This is a genomic window from Pelosinus propionicus DSM 13327 (assembly GCF_900114615.1).
Taxonomy (GTDB): domain Bacteria; phylum Bacillota; class Negativicutes; order DSM-13327; family DSM-13327; genus Pelosinus; species Pelosinus propionicus.
Window position 1 is genome coordinate 46,586 of the sequence record NZ_FOTS01000023.1, and the last position, 23,924, is coordinate 70,509.

At 37.0% G+C, this 23,924-nt stretch carries 28 protein-coding genes; all 28 read left to right on the forward strand.

Annotation, left to right across the window (positions count from 1 at the left end; genetic code table 11):
• The first annotated feature begins 210 nt into the window (after positions 1-210).
• Positions 211-1,407 (forward strand): acetate/propionate family kinase, encoded by a 1,197-nt coding sequence (locus BMZ99_RS13450; RefSeq protein WP_090938086.1) that lies wholly within the window; start codon positions 211-213, stop codon positions 1,405-1,407.
• 98 nt (positions 1,408-1,505) lie between these two features.
• Entirely contained in the window at positions 1,506-2,012 is a 507-nt protein-coding gene (locus tag BMZ99_RS13455; RefSeq protein WP_245754962.1) for a YceD family protein, read from the forward strand.
• Positions 2,013-2,097: 85 nt separating this feature from the next.
• On the forward strand, positions 2,098-2,280 hold the full coding sequence (gene rpmF / locus BMZ99_RS13460; RefSeq protein WP_090938091.1) for a 50S ribosomal protein L32: 183 nt from the start codon (positions 2,098-2,100) through the stop codon (positions 2,278-2,280).
• Positions 2,281-2,428: 148 nt separating this feature from the next.
• Complete coding sequence (gene fapR / locus BMZ99_RS13465) at positions 2,429-2,989, forward strand: transcription factor FapR (RefSeq protein WP_090938093.1); 561 nt, start codon at positions 2,429-2,431, stop codon at positions 2,987-2,989.
• 14 nt (positions 2,990-3,003) lie between these two features.
• The gene (gene plsX / locus BMZ99_RS13470; RefSeq protein ID WP_090938096.1) at positions 3,004-4,029 is read left to right on the forward strand and encodes a phosphate acyltransferase PlsX; all 1,026 of its coding nucleotides are present in this window, start codon (positions 3,004-3,006) and stop codon (positions 4,027-4,029) included.
• Positions 4,013-5,032 carry a beta-ketoacyl-ACP synthase III gene (locus BMZ99_RS13475; protein ID WP_090938101.1) on the forward strand — a complete coding sequence of 340 codons (1,020 nt, stop codon included), beginning with the start codon at positions 4,013-4,015 and terminating at the stop codon, positions 5,030-5,032. Before plsX ends, BMZ99_RS13475 begins: the two co-directional genes overlap by 17 nt.
• A complete protein-coding gene (fabK, locus tag BMZ99_RS13480; protein WP_090938103.1) occupies positions 5,022-5,960 on the forward strand; it encodes an enoyl-[acyl-carrier-protein] reductase FabK in 939 nt (312 codons plus the stop codon). Before BMZ99_RS13475 ends, fabK begins: the two co-directional genes overlap by 11 nt.
• Positions 5,961-5,984: 24 nt before the next feature.
• Positions 5,985-6,929 (forward strand): ACP S-malonyltransferase, encoded by a 945-nt coding sequence (fabD, locus tag BMZ99_RS13485; protein ID WP_090938106.1) that lies wholly within the window; start codon positions 5,985-5,987, stop codon positions 6,927-6,929.
• Between the two features lies 1 nt (position 6,930).
• Entirely contained in the window at positions 6,931-7,674 is a 744-nt protein-coding gene (gene fabG, locus BMZ99_RS13490; protein WP_090938109.1) for a 3-oxoacyl-[acyl-carrier-protein] reductase, read from the forward strand.
• Positions 7,675-7,703: 29 nt separating this feature from the next.
• Positions 7,704-7,940: an acyl carrier protein gene (locus BMZ99_RS13495; RefSeq protein WP_007934581.1), complete on the forward strand. Its 237-nt coding sequence runs from the start codon at positions 7,704-7,706 to the stop codon at positions 7,938-7,940.
• Between the two features lie 96 nt (positions 7,941-8,036).
• Positions 8,037-8,987 carry an NAD(P)H-dependent flavin oxidoreductase gene (locus tag BMZ99_RS13500; protein WP_090938111.1) on the forward strand — a complete coding sequence of 317 codons (951 nt, stop codon included), beginning with the start codon at positions 8,037-8,039 and terminating at the stop codon, positions 8,985-8,987.
• 16 nt (positions 8,988-9,003) lie between these two features.
• Entirely contained in the window at positions 9,004-10,245 is a 1,242-nt protein-coding gene (fabF, locus tag BMZ99_RS13505; protein ID WP_090938114.1) for a beta-ketoacyl-ACP synthase II, read from the forward strand.
• 6 nt (positions 10,246-10,251) lie between these two features.
• Positions 10,252-10,980 carry a ribonuclease III gene (rnc, locus tag BMZ99_RS13510; protein ID WP_090938117.1) on the forward strand — a complete coding sequence of 243 codons (729 nt, stop codon included), beginning with the start codon at positions 10,252-10,254 and terminating at the stop codon, positions 10,978-10,980.
• Between the two features lie 107 nt (positions 10,981-11,087).
• The gene (locus BMZ99_RS13515; protein WP_090938120.1) at positions 11,088-12,146 is read left to right on the forward strand and encodes an elongator complex protein 3; all 1,059 of its coding nucleotides are present in this window, start codon (positions 11,088-11,090) and stop codon (positions 12,144-12,146) included.
• An 81-nt stretch (positions 12,147-12,227) separates the two neighbouring features.
• Positions 12,228-12,488: a stage V sporulation protein S gene (locus BMZ99_RS13520; RefSeq protein ID WP_007934571.1), complete on the forward strand. Its 261-nt coding sequence runs from the start codon at positions 12,228-12,230 to the stop codon at positions 12,486-12,488.
• A 193-nt stretch (positions 12,489-12,681) separates the two neighbouring features.
• The gene (smc, locus tag BMZ99_RS13525; RefSeq protein WP_090938123.1) at positions 12,682-16,239 is read left to right on the forward strand and encodes a chromosome segregation protein SMC; all 3,558 of its coding nucleotides are present in this window, start codon (positions 12,682-12,684) and stop codon (positions 16,237-16,239) included.
• 20 nt (positions 16,240-16,259) lie between these two features.
• Positions 16,260-17,177: a signal recognition particle-docking protein FtsY gene (gene ftsY / locus BMZ99_RS13530; protein WP_090938125.1), complete on the forward strand. Its 918-nt coding sequence runs from the start codon at positions 16,260-16,262 to the stop codon at positions 17,175-17,177.
• 71 nt (positions 17,178-17,248) lie between these two features.
• The gene (gene ylxM, locus BMZ99_RS13535) at positions 17,249-17,617 is read left to right on the forward strand and encodes a YlxM family DNA-binding protein (RefSeq protein ID WP_245754963.1); all 369 of its coding nucleotides are present in this window, start codon (positions 17,249-17,251) and stop codon (positions 17,615-17,617) included.
• 1 nt (position 17,618) lies between these two features.
• Complete coding sequence (gene ffh, locus BMZ99_RS13540; protein WP_090938129.1) at positions 17,619-18,968, forward strand: signal recognition particle protein; 1,350 nt, start codon at positions 17,619-17,621, stop codon at positions 18,966-18,968.
• A 35-nt stretch (positions 18,969-19,003) separates the two neighbouring features.
• Positions 19,004-19,285 (forward strand): 30S ribosomal protein S16, encoded by a 282-nt coding sequence (rpsP, locus tag BMZ99_RS13545; RefSeq protein WP_007934559.1) that lies wholly within the window; start codon positions 19,004-19,006, stop codon positions 19,283-19,285.
• 6 nt (positions 19,286-19,291) lie between these two features.
• Positions 19,292-19,519 (forward strand): KH domain-containing protein, encoded by a 228-nt coding sequence (locus BMZ99_RS13550; RefSeq protein ID WP_007934558.1) that lies wholly within the window; start codon positions 19,292-19,294, stop codon positions 19,517-19,519.
• Positions 19,520-19,668: 149 nt separating this feature from the next.
• The gene (locus BMZ99_RS13555) at positions 19,669-20,076 is read left to right on the forward strand and encodes a YlqD family protein (RefSeq protein ID WP_090938132.1); all 408 of its coding nucleotides are present in this window, start codon (positions 19,669-19,671) and stop codon (positions 20,074-20,076) included.
• Positions 20,077-20,081: 5 nt separating this feature from the next.
• Positions 20,082-20,594 (forward strand): ribosome maturation factor RimM, encoded by a 513-nt coding sequence (rimM, locus tag BMZ99_RS13560; protein ID WP_090938135.1) that lies wholly within the window; start codon positions 20,082-20,084, stop codon positions 20,592-20,594.
• Positions 20,584-21,330 carry a tRNA (guanosine(37)-N1)-methyltransferase TrmD gene (gene trmD, locus BMZ99_RS13565; protein ID WP_090938138.1) on the forward strand — a complete coding sequence of 249 codons (747 nt, stop codon included), beginning with the start codon at positions 20,584-20,586 and terminating at the stop codon, positions 21,328-21,330. Before rimM ends, trmD begins: the two co-directional genes overlap by 11 nt.
• Position 21,331: 1 nt before the next feature.
• Positions 21,332-21,907 carry an RNA methyltransferase gene (locus tag BMZ99_RS13570; RefSeq protein WP_090938141.1) on the forward strand — a complete coding sequence of 192 codons (576 nt, stop codon included), beginning with the start codon at positions 21,332-21,334 and terminating at the stop codon, positions 21,905-21,907.
• Positions 21,908-22,042: 135 nt separating this feature from the next.
• On the forward strand, positions 22,043-22,384 hold the full coding sequence (gene rplS / locus BMZ99_RS13575) for a 50S ribosomal protein L19 (RefSeq protein WP_090938144.1): 342 nt from the start codon (positions 22,043-22,045) through the stop codon (positions 22,382-22,384).
• Between the two features lie 56 nt (positions 22,385-22,440).
• Positions 22,441-22,968 (forward strand): signal peptidase I, encoded by a 528-nt coding sequence (gene lepB, locus BMZ99_RS13580; protein WP_090938147.1) that lies wholly within the window; start codon positions 22,441-22,443, stop codon positions 22,966-22,968.
• A gap of 58 nt (positions 22,969-23,026) precedes the next feature.
• Positions 23,027-23,884, forward strand: a complete 858-nt coding sequence (gene ylqF / locus BMZ99_RS13585) for a ribosome biogenesis GTPase YlqF (protein ID WP_090938150.1) — start codon at positions 23,027-23,029, stop codon at positions 23,882-23,884.
• Positions 23,885-23,924: the final 40 nt, after the last annotated feature.

The following is a 23,924-nucleotide window of genomic DNA, read 5'->3' on the forward strand; positions in this document are numbered from 1 at the left end:
AAACTCTACAAAAATAAATAAAAATACCCAGATCTCTACTTCTTTTTGTAATTTATAAAAGAAAATTGCTAATACTATAGGAAAACAGTTTTTTTTAGTAACTTTGTATAAAATTAAAGGAAAAAATAGTACTGTGTCGAAACTTAAGTACTTGTATGATCGTATAAAGAGAATAGTAAAGAAGAGAAGAATACGAGGAGGAATTGAATTATGAAAGTTTTAGTAGTGAATTGCGGAAGTTCTTCTATCAAATATCAATTATTTGAGATGAATGATGAGTCAGTAGTAGCAAAGGGGTTAGTTGAACGTATCGGTTTAGATGGAGCAGTGTTAACTCATCAGCCTGCTGACAAAGAAAAAGTTGTTATTAATGCTAATATTTCAAATCATACAATCGGTATTAGCTTAGTATTAGAGGCATTAACTGATGCCAAACATGGAGTCATTTCTAGCATGAAGGAAATTGATGCGATTGGACATCGTGGTATTCATGGTGGTGAAAAATTTTCTGACTCTGTGCTGGTAGATGCAGGTGTAATAAAGGCAATTGAAGATTGCATCGAAATGGCACCTCTTCATAATCCGCCAAGTATTGCAGGAATTAATGCTTGCACTGAATTAATGCCAGGAATACCACAAGTTGTAGTTTTTGATACTGCTTTTCATCAAACGATGCCTAAGAAAGCTTTCATGTATGGATTGCCTTATGAAGCGTATGAGAAATACGGAATTCGACGTTATGGCTTCCATGGAACTTCTCACAAGTATGTGTCACAACGAGTTGCTGACTTAATGGGTAAAGATTATAATGATTTAAAAATTATTACTTGTCATTTAGGTAACGGTTCTAGCGTAGCTGCCATTGCAAATGGTAAATGTGTTGATACCAGTATGGGGTTCACGCCACTAGAAGGACTTTTGATGGGAACACGCTGTGGCAATATAGATCCAGCTATCATTCCATTTTTAATGAAAAAAGAAAATATGACGATGGAAGAAATTGATACTTACATTAATAAGAAGTCGGGTGTTTTAGGGGTTTCAGGTGTATCAAGTGACTTTAGAGATATTGAAAAAGCTGCTCAAGAGGGCAATGAACGTGCTCAATTGGCATTGGACATGTTTACATATGAAGTTGTAAAATTTGTTGGGAGCTATGCAGCGGCAATGAATGGCGTTGATGCAATCATCTTTACAGCTGGTGTTGGTGAGAACTCTATCGAAATGCGTGCAAACATTTCAAAGGGGTTAGAATATTTAAATACTAAAATTGATAATGAAAAAAATAATGTTCGTGGTAAAGAAAGAGAAATTAGTATTGACGACTCTAAAGTAAAATTGTTTGTAATTCCAACAAATGAAGAATTAATGATTGCTAGGGATACAAAAAGTATTTGTAGTAAGTAATATTATTGTCAGTAAGAAAAGACTTGGCATTAGCCAAGCCTTTTCTTGTTGACAAAATATAGAGGGGTAGCTATAATTAATGAAGGTTGAGGTGGAAAATGATGAAAATTAATGTCTTACAGGCTAAAAAGGCTATTGGTAACGAACAAACATTTGAATTTGTCACTTCTGCTGAAGAACTAGCTATCGAGGGGGAAAGTCCCTGGAAAAGTAGTGTTATACACGTTGAAGGTAAATTGATAAATAATGGGCGAGTAATTGCTGTTGAAGGTGTAATCTCTGCTAATGCCCAATATCAATGTAGTTGTTGTTTAGAGGATTTTTCTGCAAAGATGGAAATCCCTTTTAGTGATAACTATCAACAATCTAGTGATGAAGCTATTGATGATGAAGCTGATTTAGCTTATTATACTGGTGATGAAATTGATATTGCTGATTTAGTTCGTGAGAGCTTAATATTAGCAGAACCATTGAAAAGCGTATGTGGTGAAACTTGTCTAGGGTTGTGTCCTCATTGTGGTATTAATCTTAATACTGCACAATGTGATTGTCAGGGGAAGTTAATCGACCCAAGACTCGCAGTACTTCAAAAACTTTTAAAATGAATTTAAAGGATTTTCTAACTGCGTCGTTTGAATTTTATTTTTCCGATAACTATAGTTGAAACCCTGTTAAGGAGGTGTGTAGTAAATGGCAGTACCTAAGCGTAAGATGTCCAAAGCTCGTCGTGACAAACGTCGTGCGAATTGGAAATTAACCGTTCCTGGCTTTGTAGCATGTCCACAATGTCACGAATTGAAAATGCCTCATAGAATTTGTCCTGAATGTGGTCATTACAATGGTAAGGTAGTAATAAAAGCAAAAGCAGAATAAGATCTTACTTAGTGAGCAAGATAAGAGTTAATGAACTTTTTTCTTGCTCACTGTTTTTTCTTGCATTTTAGTTGCTAAGTGATTATAATAGTAACTGGTTATAGTAGCAACTACTAAAAATCAGTGTAATGAAATAAAACTAGGTGATATGATGGCGCGTATTCATAAAAAGCTACGGCAAGAAATACTTAAGGAAAAAATAGAATCAAACCCATTTCTTACAGATGGTGAATTAGCAGTATTGTTAAATGTAAGCATTCAAACTCTGCGACTAGATCGTTTGGAGTTGGGTATACCTGAATTGCGAGAACGTACGAAACAAATGGCAGAACGTGCTCAAGATAAATTAAAAGCAATTGCCAGTAATGAAATTGTAGGCGATTTAATTGATTTAGAGTTGGATAAACAAGGTATCTCCATTTTACATATTACGCCTGAAATGGTTTTTGAAAAAACACAAATTGCTCGTGGCCATTATGTATTCTCGCAAGCAAATTCCTTAGCTCTTGCCGTTATTGATGCGCCTACAGCACTGACTGGTGTAGCTAATGTAAAATATAAAATGCCGATTCATATTGGAGAAAAGTTAATAGCGAAAGCTGAAGTAATTCGAAAACGTGGAAATAAATCGTTTATTTGGGTAAAAACTAGAAATGAAAAGCAGGAAGTATTTCGTGCTAAATTTATTATGGTATCTTTAGAGCCATGAAAGGGAGACTATCAATGAAAGTTGCCGTTGATGCCATGGGTAGCGACTATGCGCCAGAAGAAATTGTATTAGGAGCAATACAGGCCGCTAGCGAGTATCAATGTGAAATTGTTTTAGTTGGAGACGAAATCCAAATTAAAAAAGTATTAGATAAGGCAGGGCAGTGGGGTCATTTAAATATCAGTGTCCAGCACGCTAGCGAAACAATTGAAATGCATGAACATCCTGGAGCAGCAGCTCGTAAAAAAAAGGATGCATCGATTGTTGTGGCTACACGCTTAGTAAAAGAGGGCTTATGTGATGCTGTTGTTTCAGCAGGTAGTACAGGTGCTGCAGTAGCGGCTGCACTATTTGGACTTGGACGCATTCCAGGTGTGGAAAGACCCACTATTGCTACTCCTATTCCAAACCTTAGTGGGACTACGGTATTATTAGATTCTGGCGCTAATGTGGATTGTAAGCCAAAACATTTAGTGCAAAGTGCAATTATGGGTTCAATATACGCTCAATATATTTTGGATATAAAAACCCCTCGTGTGGGTTTGTTAAATATAGGTGAAGAAGAGACTAAGGGAAATGAGCAAGCTTTAGCTACGTACCCGCTTTTGCGTCAATTGCAGACAGTAAACTTTATTGGTAATGTAGAGGGAAGAGATATTCCGAAAGGAACTGTTGATGTAGTTGTGTGTGATGGCTTTGTGGGTAATGTAGTGTTAAAGTTGGGAGAAGGTTTAAGTAGCGCTATTATGCAGTTAATAAAAGAAAGTATTAAAAATAGCGGTATTTTAACTAAAATGGCATCTTTGATGGTTTTGCCTGCACTGAAAGGTTTAAAACGAAAGCTTGATTATGCAGAGTATGGAGGAGCTCCTCTTTTAGGTGTTAATGGATGCTTTATTATTTGCCACGGTAGCTCCAAAGCAAAAGCTATAAAAAATGCAATTCGGGTTGCAACTGAATTTACGCAAAATAATGTTGTTAAACATATAAGCGAAAATATTGCAAAGGAAGGAGTTATTACGAATGCAGGAGATGAATAAAGGAGTAGGAATTATTGGTATTGGTAGCTTTGCTCCTGAGAAAATAGTTACAAATAAAGATTTGGAGAAAGTAGTAGAAACTTCTGATGAGTGGATTGTTAGCCGAACTGGTATCAAGCAGCGTCATGTTGTTGAAACTGGAGTTGCTACTTCTTCTTTGGCAGCGCTGGCTGCTGAAAGAGCTCTAGTGGATGCCGGTGTAACTGCAGATGAAATTGACTTGATTATTGTGGCTACGGCTACTCCTGACATGTTATTTCCTTCTACTGCATGTCTGGTACAAGATAAAATTAAGGCAAGTAAAGCAGCTGCTTTTGATTTATCAGCAGGATGTTCTGGCTTTGCCTATGGTTTGGTAACCGGTAGTCAATTTATTAAAACCGGACTGTATAAAAAAATTTTGGTTATTGGGGCAGAAACATTATCCACTATTCTCGATTGGAATGATCGCAATACTTGCGTGTTATTCGGTGATGGTGCTGGAGCTGTAGTTTTAGGAGAGGTTCCTGTAGGTTATGGGATTTTAGGGGTTGAACTTGGTGCTGACGGATCAGGTGGAGAACTATTAAAAATGCCTGCAGGCGGTTCACGTATACCGGCTACAAATGAAAGTATTGAGCAGCGTTTGCATTATCTTCAAATGAGTGGGAATGATGTTTTTAAATTTGCTGTTAAAGTAATGGGAGAAGCTGCGATTAAGGCTTTGGAACACTCAGGTTTATCTCATACGGATGTAGATTGTTTAATTCCTCATCAAGCAAATATTAGAATTATTCAATCCGCGGCTAAACGACTAAAGTTGCCTATGGAAAAAGTCGTTATAAATGTTGATAATTATGGAAATACTTCTGCTGCATCCATTCCTCTTGCAATGGATGAAGCAATGAAAAGTGGTAAGCTTAAAAATGATGATATAGTTGTATTAGTTGGATTTGGTGCAGGACTTACATGGGGATCTTGTGTCATCAAATGGTACAAGGAGGATAAAACTGTTGAAAAATAAACTTTGCCAAATGTTAAATATTAAGTATCCTATATTGCAAGGTGGAATGGCTTGGGTAGCTACTGCTGAACTTGCTGCTGCTGTTTCCAATGCTGGTGGCCTAGGTATTATCGGTGCTGGTCATATGCCACCAGACGTGCTTCGCAAGGAAATACAAAAAACAAAATCGTTGACCAAAAAAGTTTTTGGTGTTAATATCATGCTTATGTCACCATTTGTTAAAGAAGTGATGCAAGTAGTGATCGATGAGAAAGTAGCAGTAATTACTACGGGTGCTGGTAACCCTGCAGAATACATACCCGCTTTAAAAGCGATCGGTAGTAAAATCATACCTGTGGTTGCTTCTGTAGCATTAGCTAAAAGATTGGAGCGGACGGGTGTAGATGCTATTATTGCTGAGGGGCAGGAAAGTGGCGGGCATGTTGGCGAAATTAGTACCATGTCTTTGATTCCGCAAATTGTCGATGCAGTAAGTGTACCTGTAATTGCAGCAGGTGGTATTGCTGATAGTAGAGGCATGACAGCAGCTTTAGCCTTAGGGGCTCAAGGTGTTCAAATAGGCACTCGTTTTGTGGCATCTTTAGAATGTATTGCACATTCTAATTATAAAAATGCTATTTTAAAAGCAAAAGATCGTTCTACGATAGTAACTGGTATTGCAACTGGTCATCCTGTTAGGGTGCTTACTAATAAATTTACCCGTGAATACCATGCCATGGAGAAAAATGGATCTTCACCTGAAGAGCTTGAACAGTTAGGTGCAGGTAAACTACGCATCGCTGCTCGTGAAGGTGATGTAGATCATGGTTCTGTTATGGTTGGACAAATCTCAGGTATGATTACAGATATTAAGTCTGTAGAAGAGATTATCCAAGATTTGGTTAACGGTCTACCAAAGGTTTTATCTGGTATATCTGATAATATTTAACTATAGTTAAAGGGAAGGTATAATATGAAAAAGATAGCTTTTGTTTTTCCTGGTCAAGGCTCGCAAACTGTAGGAATGGGAAAAGAATTATATGAAAACTTTGATGTAGCTAAAAAGATATTTCAGGCGGCAGATGAGGCATTAGGATTTTCAATTACTCATATGTGCTTTAATGGTCCAGAGGATGAATTGCGAAAAACAGTGAATACACAACCTGCCATTTTGACAGTCAGTATTGCTTTATATGAAGTACTAAAAGAACATGGTATCGTACCTACAATTGTAGCTGGACATAGCCTAGGTGAATATTCTGCTTTAGTAGCAGCTGGTGCTATCTCTTTTAGTGATGCTGTACAATTGGTCCACAAACGTGGATTGTTTATGCAAGAAGCAGTTCCATTGGGAGAAGGTAGTATGGCAGCAATACTTGGTAGCGATCGTCAAATTGTTATTGATATTTGTCAAAAAGCAGAGGCTGAATTTGGCGCTGTCCAAGCTGTGAATTTTAATTGTCCGGGGCAAATCGTTATTGCGGGAAAAACTAAGGCTGTTGAAAAAGCAGCTGAAATGTTAAAAACGGCTGGTGCGAAACGAGCTGTAATACTACCAGTAAGTGCTCCTTTCCATAGTACATTAATGAAACCAGCTGCTGAGAAATTAGCAATAGAGTTAAGTAAAATAACGATCAATGACGCAGCAATTCCAGTTGTAGCTAATGTTAATGGACAAACTCTTATCAAGAGTCAAGATATTGAAGTTTCTTTAGTAAAGCAAGCAGATCATCCTGTAGAGTGGGAAGAATGTGTAGCCGAGATCGTGAGTTTTGGTGCTGATACGTTTATTGAAGTAGGCCCTGGAAAAGTATTATCATCTTTTACTAAAAAAATTGCTAAAGAAATAGCGAATCTAAATGTAGAAGATAGTAATAGTTTAGAAAAAACCCTTGATTATTTCAAGGAGGTTCGTTAAAATGCATTTAGATGGAAAAGTTGCAATTATCACTGGTGCTTCTAGAGGTATTGGTCGTTCTGTTGCAATTGAATTAGCAAAATTAGGTGCCAAAGTTGTAATTAACTATGCTGGTAATGAAGCAGCAGCAGAGGAAGTTAAAAACATAATAGTCGCTGCTGGCGGTCAAGGGATTGTTGTAAAAGCAGATGTTGGTGATGTAGAAGCAGTAGATGCGATGGTTAAAGAAACAATTAATACTTTTGGTAAAATTGATATTTTAGTAAATAATGCTGGAATTACTCGTGATAATCTTTTAATGCGTATGAAAGAGGAAGATTGGGATGCAGTTATGAATATCAATTTAAAAGGTGTCTTTGTTTGTACAAAAGCTGTTTCTCGCATTATGATGAAGCAAAAATCCGGTAAGATTATCAATATGACATCTGTTGTTGGTTTAATGGGAAACGCAGGTCAAGCAAATTATGCTGCAGCTAAAGCTGGCGTCATTGGATTTACTAAATCTATGGCTAAAGAATTGGCTTCGAGAGGCATTACTGTAAATGCGATTGCTCCAGGGTTTATTAGTACTGACATGACTGCTGTTTTATCTGATCAAGTTAAGACAGAGTTAACTGAAAAAATACCTGCCGGAAGATTAGGTAGTCCTGAAGATGTTGCAGCTGCTGTGACGTTCTTGGCGTCAGACTCGGCAAATTATATTACGGGTCAAACATTGAACGTTGATGGTGGTATGTTAATGTAAATCTTTGCCTTTGAAAGGAGGTGAATATCGTGACAACATTTGACAAAGTTAAACAAATTTCAGTAGAACAACTTGGTGTTGATGAAGCTGATGTTACTATGGATTCTACTTTTATAGATGATTTAGGTGCTGACTCTCTTGACATCGTTGAGTTAATTATGGCTTTTGAAGAGGAATTTAACATTGAGATTCCTGATGAAATTGCTGAAAAAATTAAAGCTGTAAAAGATGCGGTAGAGTACATAGAAAAAGAAAAACAAGGTTAATTTTCTAGTATTAAAAATGGAAAGTCCCGTGAAATAATGATTTTTTCGCGGGACTTTCTTAAAAGACAATGTCCTATCGAATGGAGGAGTTATAACTTGAAACTTCCAGAACTTAAAATAGGTAATTTAGTAGCAAAAATACCCATCATACAAGGTGGAATGGCAATTCGAATATCTACAGCCCCTTTAGCAGCTGCTGTCGGTGAAGCGGGTGGTATTGGACTAATTGCTGCTTCTGGCATGAGCTTTGATGAGCTGCGCAAAGAAATTCGCTTAGCGCGTTCACTTACTAGCACAGGTATCATTGGTATCAATGCAATGGTTGCAGCAAGAGAATTTGCAGGTCTTGTAAAAACTGCAATTGAAGAAGGCATTGATTTGGTAGTCGCGGGTGCAGGATTTTCTCGTGATATGTTTGGATTAGGAAAAGAATCAGGTACACCGATTGTACCCATTGTCTCTTCTGCAAAATTAGCAAAAATTTCGGAATCATTAGGCGCTTCTGCCGTAATTGTTGAAGGTAAAGAAGCTGGTGGACATTTAGGTACAGATCAACCCCTGCATTCATTACTTCCTAGTATAAAAAATGCAGTAAAAATACCAGTGATTGGTGCTGGTGGCATCATTAGTGGTCAAGATATTGTTGATACACTAAGGCTGGGTGCAGATGGTGTGCAAATGGGAACGAGATTTGCTGCCAGTAAAGAATCAAATGCTGCCCCTGCTTTAAAAGAGTTTTATTTAAAAGCTAAGCATGAAGATATTGTTTTAATTAACAGTCCAGTAGGATTACCTGGTCGTGCTTTGAAAAATCCATTTGCAGAGAAAATTATTGGAAGTACTGCACCTGTTCCTGAAAGTTGTGATGGATGTTTAAAACATTGTGCAAGAAACTTTTGCATTATTAAGGCATTGATTCGCGCTCAACAGGGTGATGTAGAAACTGGATTAGTGTTTACCGGTGAGTACATTCATAAAATAGATGAAATACTACCTGTTAAAGAGATTTTCAATAGACTTCTTGCAGAGGTTGAAGTTATAAATTAACGTGAGGTGATTCCATTTGAAAAAACGAGTTGTGGTAACAGGACTAGGTGCGATAACACCTATCGGAATTGGTAAAGATGAATTCTGGCAGTCTCTTCTAGCCGGTAAATCTGGTATCGGTAAAATCACCCATTTTGATGCGAGTGAATATACTACCCAGATTGCGGGTGAGGTTAAAGATTTTGATCCCACAAAATATATCGATAAAAAAGAAGCGAAACGTATGGACCCCTTTACTCAATTTGCTGTTGCTGCTAGTAAAATGGCATTTGAAGATTCGGGTATTAATTTGGATACCGAAGATCTTACCCGAATTGGCACCATGATTGGTACTGGTATTGGTGGAATGGATACGTTAAATGAACAGTACAAAAATTTATTTGATAAAGGGCCAAATCGTATCAGTCCGTTTTTTATCCCAATGATGATTGGTAATATGGCTGCTGGACAAACATCGATTACCTTTGGTTTACAGGGGCCATGTAGTTGTATAACTACAGCTTGTGCAACAGGAACCAATGCAATTGGTGATGCTTTTAAAGTCATCCAACGCGGCGATGCAGATGTCATGGTGGCTGGTGGTACGGAAGCGGCTATTTCTCCTATCGCAGTAGCTGGTTTTTGCTCAATGAAAGCCCTGTCAACGCGTAATGATGAACCAGAAAAAGCTTCACGTCCTTTTGACAAGGACCGTAATGGCTTTGTAATGGGTGAAGGAGCAGGTGTAGTAATTCTTGAATCTTTAGAGCATGCAGTTGCTAGAGGAGCGCATATATACGCAGAAGTTATCGGTTATGGTTTTAATGCTGATGCTTATCATATTACTGCACCTGCCCCTGAAGGAGCACAGGCAGCAAAATGTATGGAGATGGCTCTTAATGATGCTGGTATCGCTCCAGAAGTTGTTGATTACATTAATGCCCATGGTACTTCGACTCCTCTTAATGACAAAAATGAAACATTGGCAATTAAATCATTATTTGGTGAGCATGCTTATAAATTAGCTGTTAGCTCTATCAAATCCATGACAGGACATTTACTCGGTGCAGCAGGTGGCATCGAATGTATTGCTACTGTTTTAACTTTAGAGAATGATATGATTCCTCCTACTATTAATTGTGATGCGCCCGATGAAGAAATGGATTTGGATTATGTTCCGCATACATCTCGCAAACAAGTCGTAAATGTAGCATTATCTAATTCTTTAGGTTTTGGCGGACATAACGCAACTATCTTATTAAAAAAATTCGAAAATTAATATGATATGATTGAAATGCTTACGAAGAAAAGAATGGACGCATTATCCAGGTTATCGAATACATTAGGTGTGCAATTTAGAGATATCAATTTATTGCATCAAGCCCTTACCCATACTTCTTATGCCAATGAGTGTAAAAAAACACTTATTTCTCATAATGAGCGGTTGGAGTTTCTTGGTGATGCCGTATTGGATTTGATAGTTAGTGAATACTTATTTCGCCAATTTAGTCATCTTCCTGAAGGAGAGCTGACAAAGGCTCGAGCAGTTATTGTTTGCGAGCCTACTTTGGCTCGGTGTGCGGCTAAACTTGGAATTGGAGAATATTTATTTTTAGGAAAAGGTGAGACTAGCTCAGGTGGTCGTGAACGCGTTTCTATTTTGGCAGATTCATTTGAAGCTGTAATTGGTGCTATATATTTAGATAGCGGTTTTCTTCAGGTTAGTAATTTTGTGTTAAGACAGCTTCAGCCAGAGTTACATTTAGTTGCGCGTGGTGAATACGTGAAGGACTATAAGACCGTACTGCAAGAAGTTGTTCAGAAAAAAAATGACAGTAGAATCACTTACGAAATTATCTCTGAAAATGGACCTGATCATAATAAACTATTCGAAGTAATTGTATTAGTAAATGCAGATTTATTTGGTAAGGGCTTAGGCAAAAGTAAAAAAGAGGCTGAACAATATGCTGCAAAGCAAGCATTAGTGAAGTTAGGAATTATAAATAATAATTAATGTAGGCGACCACATGGTCGTCTACATTAATTATTATTTATAATGAAGTCACGATCCATTGGAAGGATGTGATAGATTCTCGCCTTGAAAAAGAAGAAGGAGTTTTTATGAGACATTATATTATACCTATTTTTATACCACATTTCGGTTGTGAACATAATTGTATTTTTTGTAATCAAAGAAAGATTACCGGGAGAGAGACTCCTGTAAGGCATCAAGAAGTACAGGCCATTATTGATGAACATTTGACAAGAATTACAGAAAAAAGACACATTGAAGTTGCTTTTTATGGTGGCAGTTTTACTGCCTTGCCTCTTAGTATGCAGTCAGAATTATTAAAACCAGCATATACAGCTTTAATAAACAAGAAAATTCATGGAATTCGTCTTTCAACTCGTCCAGATTGTATTTCGCAGCAGATTCTAGATAATCTTATAAGATTTGGGGTATCTATCATTGAATTGGGAGTGCAATCTCTGGATAATTCGGTATTGGATGCGAGTGCTCGAGGGCATACTGCGCTAAATGTTTTTGAGGCGATAACTCTTATAAAAAAAATGAATATAACCTGCGGCATTCAATTAATGCCAGGTTTACCTTTAGAAGATTGGAACAGTTTGATTCATACTGCATATGGTGTTATTAAGCTTGTTCCAGACTTTGTGCGTATTTATCCTACTTTAGTCATTGCCAATACTCAACTGGCTACTAGGTATGATAATGGAAGTTATAAGGCATTATCTTTATCAGCAGGAATTATTCGTAGCGCATATTTAAAATTATTTTTTGAACAGCAGGGGATATTAACGATTCGTACTGGCTTGCAAGCAACAGAAGATTTGGACAAAGGCAATATTGTATTGGCTGGCCCCTATCATCCTGCATTTGGAGAAATGGTAGATTCCTATATTTTTTATTGCATGCTAGCCCATTTCATAGAGTCGATTCTTCCTATGGACAAGAATGATCCTATCATTATCCATCATCATTCTCATGATACTTCTAAAATTAGAGGCATTTTTAATCAAAATATAAAAAAAGTAAAGCGTATCTATGGTATTGACCATCTTATTCTAAAACAAGATGGTCATAGTAAGAATGAAATAGGATTTGAGTATAACAATCTATATTATGTACTTAATAAAAAAATGATATTTTTTATTTAAATTATAAAAAAAGGTATTTCTGGAAAATCCAGAGAATATCATGTATTGTAATACGTCCTGATACCAAAAGGAGGTTAGCTAATGGATGTGCTCAAAGTATCTGCACAGTCAAATCCTAAATCGGTAGCAGGTGCCTTAGCTGCAGTGTTAAGAGAAAAAGGTTCTGCGGAAGTCCAAGCAGTAGGTGCCGGCGCAGTGAATCAAGCCATCAAAGCAATTGCAATTTCTCGCGGATTTGTTGCACCCAATGGTATTAATCTAATTGCAATTCCTGCCTTTGCCGAAATCATTATTGATGGTGAACAGCGCACTGCGATTCGTTTTATTGTGGAACCCAGGTAACAATTGATTTTAGTGCTAAATTCCTAAGAGTAATCAGGGACCTAATCGAAGTTGAAATTAATATAGCTTTTTAATTTCGTAAATATGCCTGTTTGCTTAGCAAGCAGGTTTTTTACTTAAGTTTATTGTATAAACAACCAACGCATGGTAAAATTCTAAAGTTAGATATAATAATATTGTGTGGTGATTTAGTTTGCTGTTACGTAGGCTTGAAGCATATGGGTTTAAATCTTTTGCAGATAAAACAGAAATAGAATTTGGCAATGGTATTACTGCTATTGTAGGTCCAAATGGCAGCGGAAAAAGTAATATTTCCGATGCCATTCGTTGGGTTCTTGGTGAACAAAGTGTTCGCAATTTACGCAGCACAAAAATGGAAGATGTAATATTTTCCGGTAGCTTAGGTCGCAGACCTTTAGGTGCAGCTGAAGTATCCGTAATTTTTGATAACAGTGATGGTACCCTATCCTTAGATTTTAGTGAAGTTATCATTACTAGGCGAGTCTTCCGATCTGGTGATAGTGAATATTTCATTAATAAAGCAGCATGTCGTTTAAAAGACATATATGAATTATTAGCTGATACAGGTCTAGGAAGGGATGCGATGACTGTCATTGGGCAAAATAAAGTCGATGAAGTTCTAAATAGCAAGCCAGAAGAGCGGCGTTTATTATTTGAAGAATCAGCTGGTATCTCCAAGTACAAACAACGAAAAAAAGATGCAATGCGCAAATTAGAGGATACTACTCAAAATCTCATTCGAGTGTCTGATATTACAAATGAAATTGAAGATCAACTTGTTCCACTTAGAGAAAGTGCTGAAAAGACAAAACAGTATAATACTCTTAAGACCGAACTTACGTCTTGTCAAGTGACATTACTGCTTAGTACATTAGACAAGTCTGAGAAAATAATAGAAAGTGCCAACTTGCAGAAAGAGCATTTAACAGAAAATGAACTTACTGTGAGTACAAATTTGAATTTAAAAGAAACTGATAAAGAGAAATTGGCAACTGAGTTAATACAAGTAGAAGAAAAACTTACTTCGTATACGACTTTTATAAATGAGGCAGAAACAGAACTAGAAAGAATTCATGGTAAGGTTGCTGTACTAGAAGAACGAATTAGTCAAGGAAAACGCAATCAAGAGCGTATAAGAGATGAAGAAATCCGTGTAGGAAAACAAAAAAATGAACTTGAGAAAAAAAATAGTGAAGTGAATGAAATTCTAATTGAGAAAAAAAAGTTCACAGAAAACCTGCAACAAATCTTAATTGACAAAAATGTGTTCTATCAAAATATAGTTACCAGTTTAGAACAAGCAGAAAAGCAGTTAGAATCTAGTAAAGACAAAACTCTTACATTTTTACAAGAAATTGTTGAAGAACGAAATAAACTTGTGACAATTCAAAATGATATTGTAAGAATCGAAACCCGGGAACTTAACTTCGATCAAGAATATCAGGGGTACCAGAACCAGTTACAGCAAGCAGAATTAGCATATACATCTCTCTTGGCAGAGCAAGAGGCAATACAAGTTAAGATTACACAATTAAATCAAGAAAATAACGCTTTGCATATCAAGAAAAAAAATACTGAGAATACCTTACAACAATTCTTGCATCAAGAACAACAATTGACGAGACAGGTAAATGAATTGCAATCCCGATTCAAAATTTTATCGAACATGCAAAATGACTATGAAGGCTTTGCTCGTGGAATAAAAAGTATTCTGAAAAGTGACGCTCCCTGGCATAGAGGGATTTGTGGCGCAGTGGCACAAACAATTACAGTTCCTGATGAATATGTTACGGCTATTGAAATTGCATTAGGTGGGGCGCTACAACACATTATTACGGAGGATTCCGATATTGCGAAAGAAGCTATGCATTTTCTAAAGACGGAGCGCTTAGGACGAGCTACCTTTTTACCCTTAAATACGATTAAACCTTTTAAACCTAGAGATGCAGAAATAGCTGCTGCTAAAATGAATGGCTCATTAGGATTTGCTGCTGATCTTGTAACTTGTGATTCATGTTATCGCAAAGTAATTGAATTCTTATTGGGACGTACGATTATAGCAAAAGACGTTGAGATTGCTCTTACCATCGCTAAACAATCCGGCTTTTCGGTAAAAATCGTTACATTAGACGGCGAAGTATTAAATCCAGGTGGTTCAATGACCGGTGGCAGCACGGGTAAACGAGAAACTAGTTTTTTGGGGCGTAATAATGAAATCGCTGCCATTAAGTTAAAATTGGATGAGGGAAGAAATAATTTTGATGCAATACAGGAAAAGGTAATAAACGTTAGAGCTGAAGTAGAAAATATCAATTATGAACTGTCTGCCACTCAAGAACAGCGTCAGCAAATGGATGTTCGTCAAGCTGAAAATACGGTTCATTCTGATAAAATACAATTTGATATAAAGCGGATCACTTTAGCAATTACTACTATTAATACTGATAGAGCTGCATGCTATCGAGAAAAAGAACAGTTAGAGGTTACTTTATCTCAGTGTAAAGCAAGGATTGTTTCTTTAGAAAACCGTGATGGTCAGCACAAGCAGACGATTGCTCTAGAACAGCAAAAATGTAGAGATTTGCAAGCTTCTAAAGATATATTGCAAGAGAGCCTAACCGATCTTAAAATTAACATTACAACAGTGCAGCAAGAAATTGCTGGGTTTGTTGCTAATTGTGAGCAAGCAGAACAAGCTAAGCAATTGCTGCAAGAGCAGCTTCAACAATTGTTTGCAGAACGTACTGACATTGCAGCGCAAATATTACAGTCCAGTCAAGAATTATCTGATACTTCTTCGAAATTTAAAACGCTCACAGAAGACAAGATCAACTATGAGCAACATCATAAAAATCATTATGGAATAAAGCTTAATTTATTGGTAGAAATGCAGCAACTGGAAAAAGAACTAAAAGATTTGAGGCGTAACCACCATGAAGTACAAACTCGTCTACATGAGAGTGAACTTTTGGCAACTAAATATAGTTTTGAAGTTACACGCTCTTTAGAACAGCTGGAGCAACAGTTTTGCCTTACGATCGATCAGGCAAAAGAACTTTGCCGCACTGAAAGCTTAGATTCTATTAGCAAGTTAATAAAAAACTTAGAAAAAGAACTTATGCTACTAGGACCAGTAAATCATGGCGCAGTAGAAGATTATATTCGTTTACAAGAACGATGCGATTTTCTTAAAAATCAATTTCAAGATTTAACATCTGCTAAAGAGTATTTAGCCTCGATTATTGCCGATATTGACAAAACAATGTCAAGTAAGTTTTTAACCGCTTTTAGTAAAATTAATGAACATTTTAGTGATATTTTTTCTCGCTTGTTTGGTGGTGGACAAGCTCAATTAAAATTAGTTGACCCTGATAATATTCTACATACAGGGATAGAAATTAGCGTACAGCCGCCCGGGAAAAAAATGCAGAACTTAATATTACTATCAGGCGGTGAACGAGCTCTTACGGTGATTGCTCTCTTATTTTCTTTCTTAGCTTATCGCCCGGCTCCATTTATTGTGGTAGATGAAATTGATGCACCGCTAGATGAAGCAAATATCGATCGATTACGTGAGTTTTTACGAGATTATGCTCGCCATACTCAATTCATCGTTGTTACTCACCGCAAGGGGACAATGGAGGCTGCTGATATTATACATGGAATTACGATGGAACAATCAGGTATATCACGTTTAGTTTCTGTTAAATTAACAGATGAAATAAAGTAGTTAAACTGGAGGTAAATAATATGGGCTTTTTTGGAAAATTAAAAGCTGGTTTAGAAAAGACTAGAAAGAATTTCACGGAGAAGATTGAACAGTTGGTGGTGGGATATGCAACCATTGATGATGAGTTTCTTGATGATTTGGAGGCTGTATTATTATCGGCCGATGTGGGTGTGCATACAACTGCCAAATTAATGACTGATATCAAAAAAGGTATCAAGAGTAAAGATATTAATGGTCCTGAGGATTTAAAACCTTTTTTACAAAATAAAATTAGCGAAATGCTGACAGAAGGTAGTAATGATATCAAACTTGCTGCTGCTCCTCCTACTGTAATTGTTGTTGTTGGTGTGAATGGTGTAGGTAAAACGACAACGATAGGAAAGTTAGGTCAATATTATAAAGAACAAGGACATAAAGTAATATTGGCAGCAGCGGATACTTTTCGTGCAGCTGCTATTGATCAATTAGAAATATGGGGAACGAGAACGGGTTCTGAAATCATTAAACATAAGGAAGGATCTGATCCTGCTGCAGTGGCTTTTGATGCAGTACAATCTGCTAGAGCTAAGAAAGCTGATATTGTTATTATTGATACAGCTGGAAGACTACATACAAAATCGAATTTAATGGAAGAATTAAAAAAAATTGGACGTGTAACCAGCCGTGAGATTCCTGATGCTCCTCATGAAACCCTGTTAGTCCTGGATGCAACAACGGGACAAAATGCGATTAATCAAGCAAAACTATTTGGAGAAGCAATACCATTGACAGGAATTGTACTCACTAAGTTAGATGGTACTGCAAAAGGCGGAGTAGTTATTGCGATTAAGTCCGAGCTGAATGTACCTGTAAAATGGATTGGAGTAGGAGAAGGTGCTGGTGACTTGCGGCCTTTCGTGCCGCAGGAATTTGCAGAGGCATTATTTGGTGACAAGTAAAAACACTTGACAGTAAATGCATTTTATTTTATAATATGGTCTGTAAAGTATTTTCCCTTGTCAGGCAAGAGGTGATAAAACTGTTAGATAAAATATTGCGTATTATTTTATTATTTGATTTTTATGGTGCATTGTTGACGAAAAAACAACAACTTGCTATAGAAATGCATCACCTAAATGATTTATCACTGGCTGAAATTGCTGATGAATTAGGGGTAACAAGACAAGCAGTCCATGATATTTTAAAAAGGGCTGAACAGGTACTTACAGAATATGAAGAAAAACTTAAGTTTGTTGAAAAACACCAACGTGAACAACAGGCTATACAACATATATATGAATTGATACATGAGTTGCCAAAAGAAGTACAGCAAGTACCTAGATTGCGTTTGGCACTACAAGAATTGAATTGTTTATTAGACTATTCAAAAGAGGTGTAGTATGGTTTTTGAAGGGTTAGCAGACAAGTTGCAAGAAACGTTTAAGAAGTTACGGGGGAAAGGAAAGTTATCGGAAACAGATATTAATGAGGCAATGCGTGAAGTACGTATGGCTTTATTAGAGGCTGATGTTAATTTTAAAGTTGTTAAGGATTTTATTGCGAATATAAAAGAAAAGGCAATTGGGCAAGAAGTGATGCAAAGTCTAACACCAGCCCAATTTGTAGTAAAAATAGTTAATGATGAGTTGACCGCTCTTATGGGGGGGACGCAAAGCCGTATTACGGTTTCTTCACGTCCTCCGACGATCATTATGCTTGTTGGATTACAAGGTGCTGGTAAGACAACTACCGCAGGTAAATTAGCTCACTTACTTAAAAAGCAAAGCAAACGACCTTTATTAGTAGCTGCGGATATATACCGTCCTGCTGCTATAAAACAATTGCAAGTTTTAGGCGGACAATTGGATATACCTGTCTTTACGGTGGACGAATGCAAAGATGCGGTGTTGATTGCACAAAAAGCAGTCGAATATGCCACTTCTTATGCTAGAGATACAGTGATTATTGATACTGCTGGCCGTTTACACATTAATGAAGATTTAATGCAGGAATTAAAATCAATCAAAACAAAAGTAAAGCCACATGAAATCTTATTAGTTGTGGATGCTATGACAGGGCAAGACTCGGTTACAGTAGCAGAGTCTTTTAATAAGGATTTAGGATTAGATGGTGTAATTCTTACCAAACTAGATGGGGATGCTCGTGGTGGTGCAGCATTATCCATTAAAGCCGTTACTGGCTGTCCCATTAAATTTACGGGTATGGGCGAAAAATTAGATGCTCTTGAAATCTTTCATCCAGATCGTATGGCATCACGTATCTTAGGGATGGGGGATGTCCTTAGCTTAATCGAAAAAGCTGGTACTTCTATTGATTTGGAACAAGCCAAAGAGATGGAAAAGAAGTTACGTAAAGATGATTTTAATTTAGATGATTTCTTAAGCCAATTACAGCAAGTGCGTAAGTTAGGTCCTTTAGACCAAATCTTGGGTATGCTACCTGGCATGGGTGATTTGAAAAAATTGAAAGATGTTGAAATTGATGAGAAAGAATTGACACGTACGGAAGCTATTATACGTTCGATGACTAAGAAAGAACGACGCGACGCTTCGCTTATAAATGGCAGTCGTCGTAAGCGTATTGCTATGGGTAGTGGCACTCGAGTGCAAGATGTCAATAAATTACTCAAACAATTTGCGGAAGCAAAAAAAATGATGAAACGTTTTCAAGATATGCAGAAAAGTGGTAAAAAATCTTTTGGTGGTTTTAAATTACCCTTTATGAAATAATTAAAAATGGATATTCTATGAAGGAGGTGATTTTTGTGGCAGTAAAAATTCGTTTAATGCGTATGGGTGCGAAGAAAAACCCTTTCTACCGTGTAGTTGTGGCTGATTCTCGTGCTCCTCGTGATGGACGTTCTATCGAAACTTTAGGACATTATGATTCCACTGTTGAACCTGCAATTGTTAAAATTGATGAAGATAAAGCCATCAGTTGGATGCAAAAAGGTGCGCAACCTACTGATACCGTTAAAGCTCTTTTCAGCAAAGCTGGTATTATGAAAAAATGGGATGAACTAAAGCGTACGAAGAAAGAGGCGTAATGAACTATGAAAACATTAGTTGGGGTTATCGCCAAAGCGTTAGTTAAAAATCAGGAACAAGTGAGTGTCACAGAGTCTGTCGATGCTGATACCACTATTTATGAGTTGCATGTAGCCCCTGAAGATATGGGGAAAGTGATTGGCAAGCAGGGACGTATTGCTAAAGCAATGCGTACTGTTGTCAAAGCTGCCGCTACTCGTGAAAATAAGAAAATAATGATAGAAATCATTTAATATGTATAATTATACTATTAAATGATATAAACTATTAGAAAAGGTTCAGATGCAAGTTGCGTATAGAAGTACTGTGTAGTAAAATACATTTCTTCAGCCGTAGCATTGCAGATGAGCCTTTTCCAACAACATTAGGAGAGTGAGCACACATGGATAGTATTACGTTAAAATGTCCAGTCACGATTAAAGCTAAAGTTACTGAGCAGCTCAAAAAGAACCTAGCTGCTGAAATTCAAGAAAATATCCGCAAGGCTGATGTAGAACTACAACAGATTGAATTTCATGCAAAACGTATGATGAGTGAACAAGCAAAGCAAGATGCCCAAGGACTAACTGCACTTCGACAGCAAATTGATGGCGAAACACAAAAACGTATTGAATTTAAAAATCATATGACGGAGAAACTAAAAGAAACAGCCCAATTAGAACTTGGTGCAGAAATTCCCCAAGGAACTTTAGAACAAATCGTAACTGTAAAAGTAGGCGACGACTTACATACATATATGAATGCTGAAATTTTGCTAGAAGATGGCAAAGTTATCGCTTTTAGAAACTAATCATTATGAATGATAATATGATAGTTATTGGGAAAATTATTGCTCCTCAAGGAGTGCGTGGTGAAGTTCGTGTTATGCCTCTTACTGATTTTCCTGAACGATTTCGTGAACTTAAAAGTGCACAGCTTGATGATGGAAGGAATTTACCAATTGAAAGTGTCAGATATCATCAACAGTTTGTTTTATTGAAATTTCGTGATATGAATGATCGAAATGCAATAGAACATTTACGAGGAAAACTAATCCAAATAGAGCATAAGGATTTAGTTCAGTTACCTACGGGACATTATTATATCTTTGATATTGTTGGTTTAGAAGTATTTACGGAAGAAAATGAATATCTGGGAAAAGTTACAGATGTTTTGGAAACAGGTAGTAATGATGTATACATTGTTGAGCAAAAAGATAAAAATCCGTTACTAATTCCAGCACTAAAAACAGTTGTTTTAAAAATTGATATCCCAGATGGAAAAATGATCGTAAAATTACAGGAAGTATGGGAAAGCGATGCAGATTGACATTGTTTCTTTATTTCCTGAAATGTTTAAGGGTCCTTTGGGACATAGTATATTAAAGCGAGCACAAGAAGCTGATGTATTAAAGATTAATGTAACAAATCCTCGTGATTTTGCTTTTAATAAACACAATATTGTTGATGACTATCCTTTCGGTGGAGGAGTGGGTATGGTAATGAAGCCAGATCCCATCTTTCGAGCCGTGGAAAATATCATTACCTCAACTAATATCATCAATCGACGAGTGATTCTAATGTGTCCAGGGGGCTATAGACTGGACCAAGAAAAAGTTAAAGAATTAGCTGGCTATGAGCAACTTATTTTATTATGCGGACATTATGAGGGAATTGATGAGCGAGTACGATTGCACTTAGTTGATGAAAGCATATCCATTGGTGATTATGTATTAACTGGTGGAGAGTTGCCAGCGATGGTAATTGTTGATTCAGTAGCTAGAATGTTACCAGGTGTGCTTGGATCTAGTAGCTCAGCTCCCCAAGATTCTTTTTATAATGGTTTGCTAGAATATCCCCAATATACTCGTCCACGGGATTTTGAAGGAATGGTAGCTCCTGAGGTATTATTATCAGGGGATCATGCAAAAATTAAGAGATGGCGTAATAAACAAGCGCTAAAAAATACTCTTGAACGTAGACCAGAGTTGTTGAAAAATAAAGAGTTAAGCCCAGATGATGCTAAATTATTAGCGGAAATCATAGCTGAGCAGACTGGAGACTAATATGGCTTTACCAATTTATCTCGGCTTGGTACACCATCCTATATACAATAAAAACGATGAAATTATTACTACGGCCATTACTAATTTTGATATTCATGACATTGCGCGTACTTCACGAACCTATGATATAAAAAAATATTTTATTATTCATCCACATGAAAGCCAAACGATGTTAGCACAAGAGATTATGGATTACTGGCAGCATGGTTATGGTGGTGAATATAATCCTGATCGTCGTGAAGCGTTTCGTGTTTTAGATATTAAGACTGATATTCAAAGTGCTGTAGAATACATTACGGAGTCTGAAGGTGTAAAACCGTTTATTATTACTACTGATGCGCGTACATTTCCCAATACCATATCGTATAAGAAAATGCGGAAGCAGATTGAACTGGCAGACCGGCCTTATCTCATTTTATTTGGTACTGGCTGGGGGATTGAAAAGTCTGTAATGGAAAAGTTTGATTTTACATTAGAACCTATTTATGGCCCTGGTGATTATAATCACTTGCCGGTAAGAGCGGCAGTGGCGATTATTTTGGATCGATTATTAGGTGAGAAATGGTGGGAATTATAATATATACTATAACCTTATAATCTGCTTGAGTTTATAGTATTGGTATGTTATAATTTTTAAGGTGTAACGGACGGTCCTCTGCACAATGTAATAGTGGATTGGCATGAACGTCTAGGATAAGGAGGAAAAATAGATATGAATATGATTCAAGCATTAGAACAAGAACAATTACGTCAGGATATTCCGGCTTTTAAACCAGGAGATACTGTACGAGTCCACGTTAAAGTTGTTGAGGGTACTCGTGAGCGTGTCCAAATGTTTGAAGGTGTTGTCATTGCCAGAAATAATGGCGGTATCCGGGAAACTTTTACGGTTAGACGTGTTTCTTACAACATCGGTGTAGAACGTACTTTCCCTGTGCATTCTCCACGTTTGGAAAAAATTGAAGTAGTACGTAAAGGTATCGTACGCCGTGCAAAATTATACTATCTGCGTAAACTTAAAGGTAAAGCAGCTCGTATTAAAGAAAGACGGTAGTTTTTGCTTGGGACTGTTTTCAGTCCCTTTTCTTCATTTACGAAGGAGGATTAATTATGAGTAATACTAATTTAGGCGAAGAGGTAAAAGATTGGATAGTTTCGATACTTATTGCTGTTGTATTAGCGTTTTTTATTCGCTACTTTATCGTTGAGCTCTATATGGTCGAAGGTCCTTCTATGCGTCCTACACTGGTAAACAGTGAGAGACTAGTAGTGAATAAATTCATATATCGCTTTAAAGCACCTGAAAAAGGTGATGTATTAGTATTTCGCTACCCTAAAGACCCAAGTCGTGATTTTATTAAGAGGGTAATTGCGGTAGCTGGTGATACTATTGAAATAAAAGATGGCCGTGTATTTTTAAATGGTCAATTATTGAATGAAACTTACATTTTAGAAAAAACCCGTGGATCCTACCCTCTAGCTACTGTGCCTGCAGGACATGTCTTTGTTATGGGTGACAATCGCAACAATTCGGAGGATAGTCGTTTCCGTGATGTTGGTTTTGTACCTTTGGAAATGATAAAGGGAAAAGCGGTTATGATATTTTGGCCGATTGATCAATTAAAAACTCTCCCATAGCTGCATAATGGTTTTACACATACTGAAGAAGAAAATAGCGTTATAGAGAGTGATAATAATGGATAATTTGAATATTAATTGGTTCCCTGGTCATATGACAAAAGCCCTGCGTATGATTCAGGCAAATCTAAAATTAGTTGACGTAGTCATTGAATTATTAGATGCTCGTATTCCCATAAGTAGTGCCAATCCGGTAATTCATCAAATTTTAGAAGGCAAGCCAAGAGTGGTAGCCTTAAATAAGATCGATTTGGCTGAACCAGAATGGACTAAACAATGGATAGATACTTTTCATGCACAAGGTCTGCAAGTGGTCACCATAGATTCTATGACTGGAAGAGGTACTAAAGCATTAGTTAGCCAAGTGGAACAACTAGGCAGTGCTAAAGCAGCGAAATTAGTAGCAAAAGGTGTTAATCCACGAGCAGTTCGAGCGATGATTTTAGGTATTCCTAACGTTGGTAAATCTTCATTGATTAATCGTTTGTTGGGGACAAAATCAGTGCGTACTGCTGATAAACCAGGCGTCACTCGAGGTAAACAATGGATTACTATCGGAAAAAATCTAGAACTCTTAGACACACCAGGTGTTTTATGGCCCAAATTTGAAGACCCTGAGGTTGGATTTAAGCTAGCGATGACAGGTGCTATCAATGATGATATCTATGATGTCGAAACAGCCATGTCAAAACTGTTACTATTCTTACGTGAGAATTATAGTGATCGTTTAATTGAAAGATATAAATTGTCGTCTCCATTACCTGAAGACTCAACTGAGTTATTAGGCCTAATCGGATCGCGCCGAGGTTGTCTACGCAGTGGCGGTTTAATTGATTATGAAAAAGCAAGACGTATCATTCTGAATGAATTTCGTGGCAGCAAGTTAGGGAATTTTACTTTAGATCGTCCCAACTAATAACGAGAATATAAAAGAGGAGACTATCTCGATAATTTTG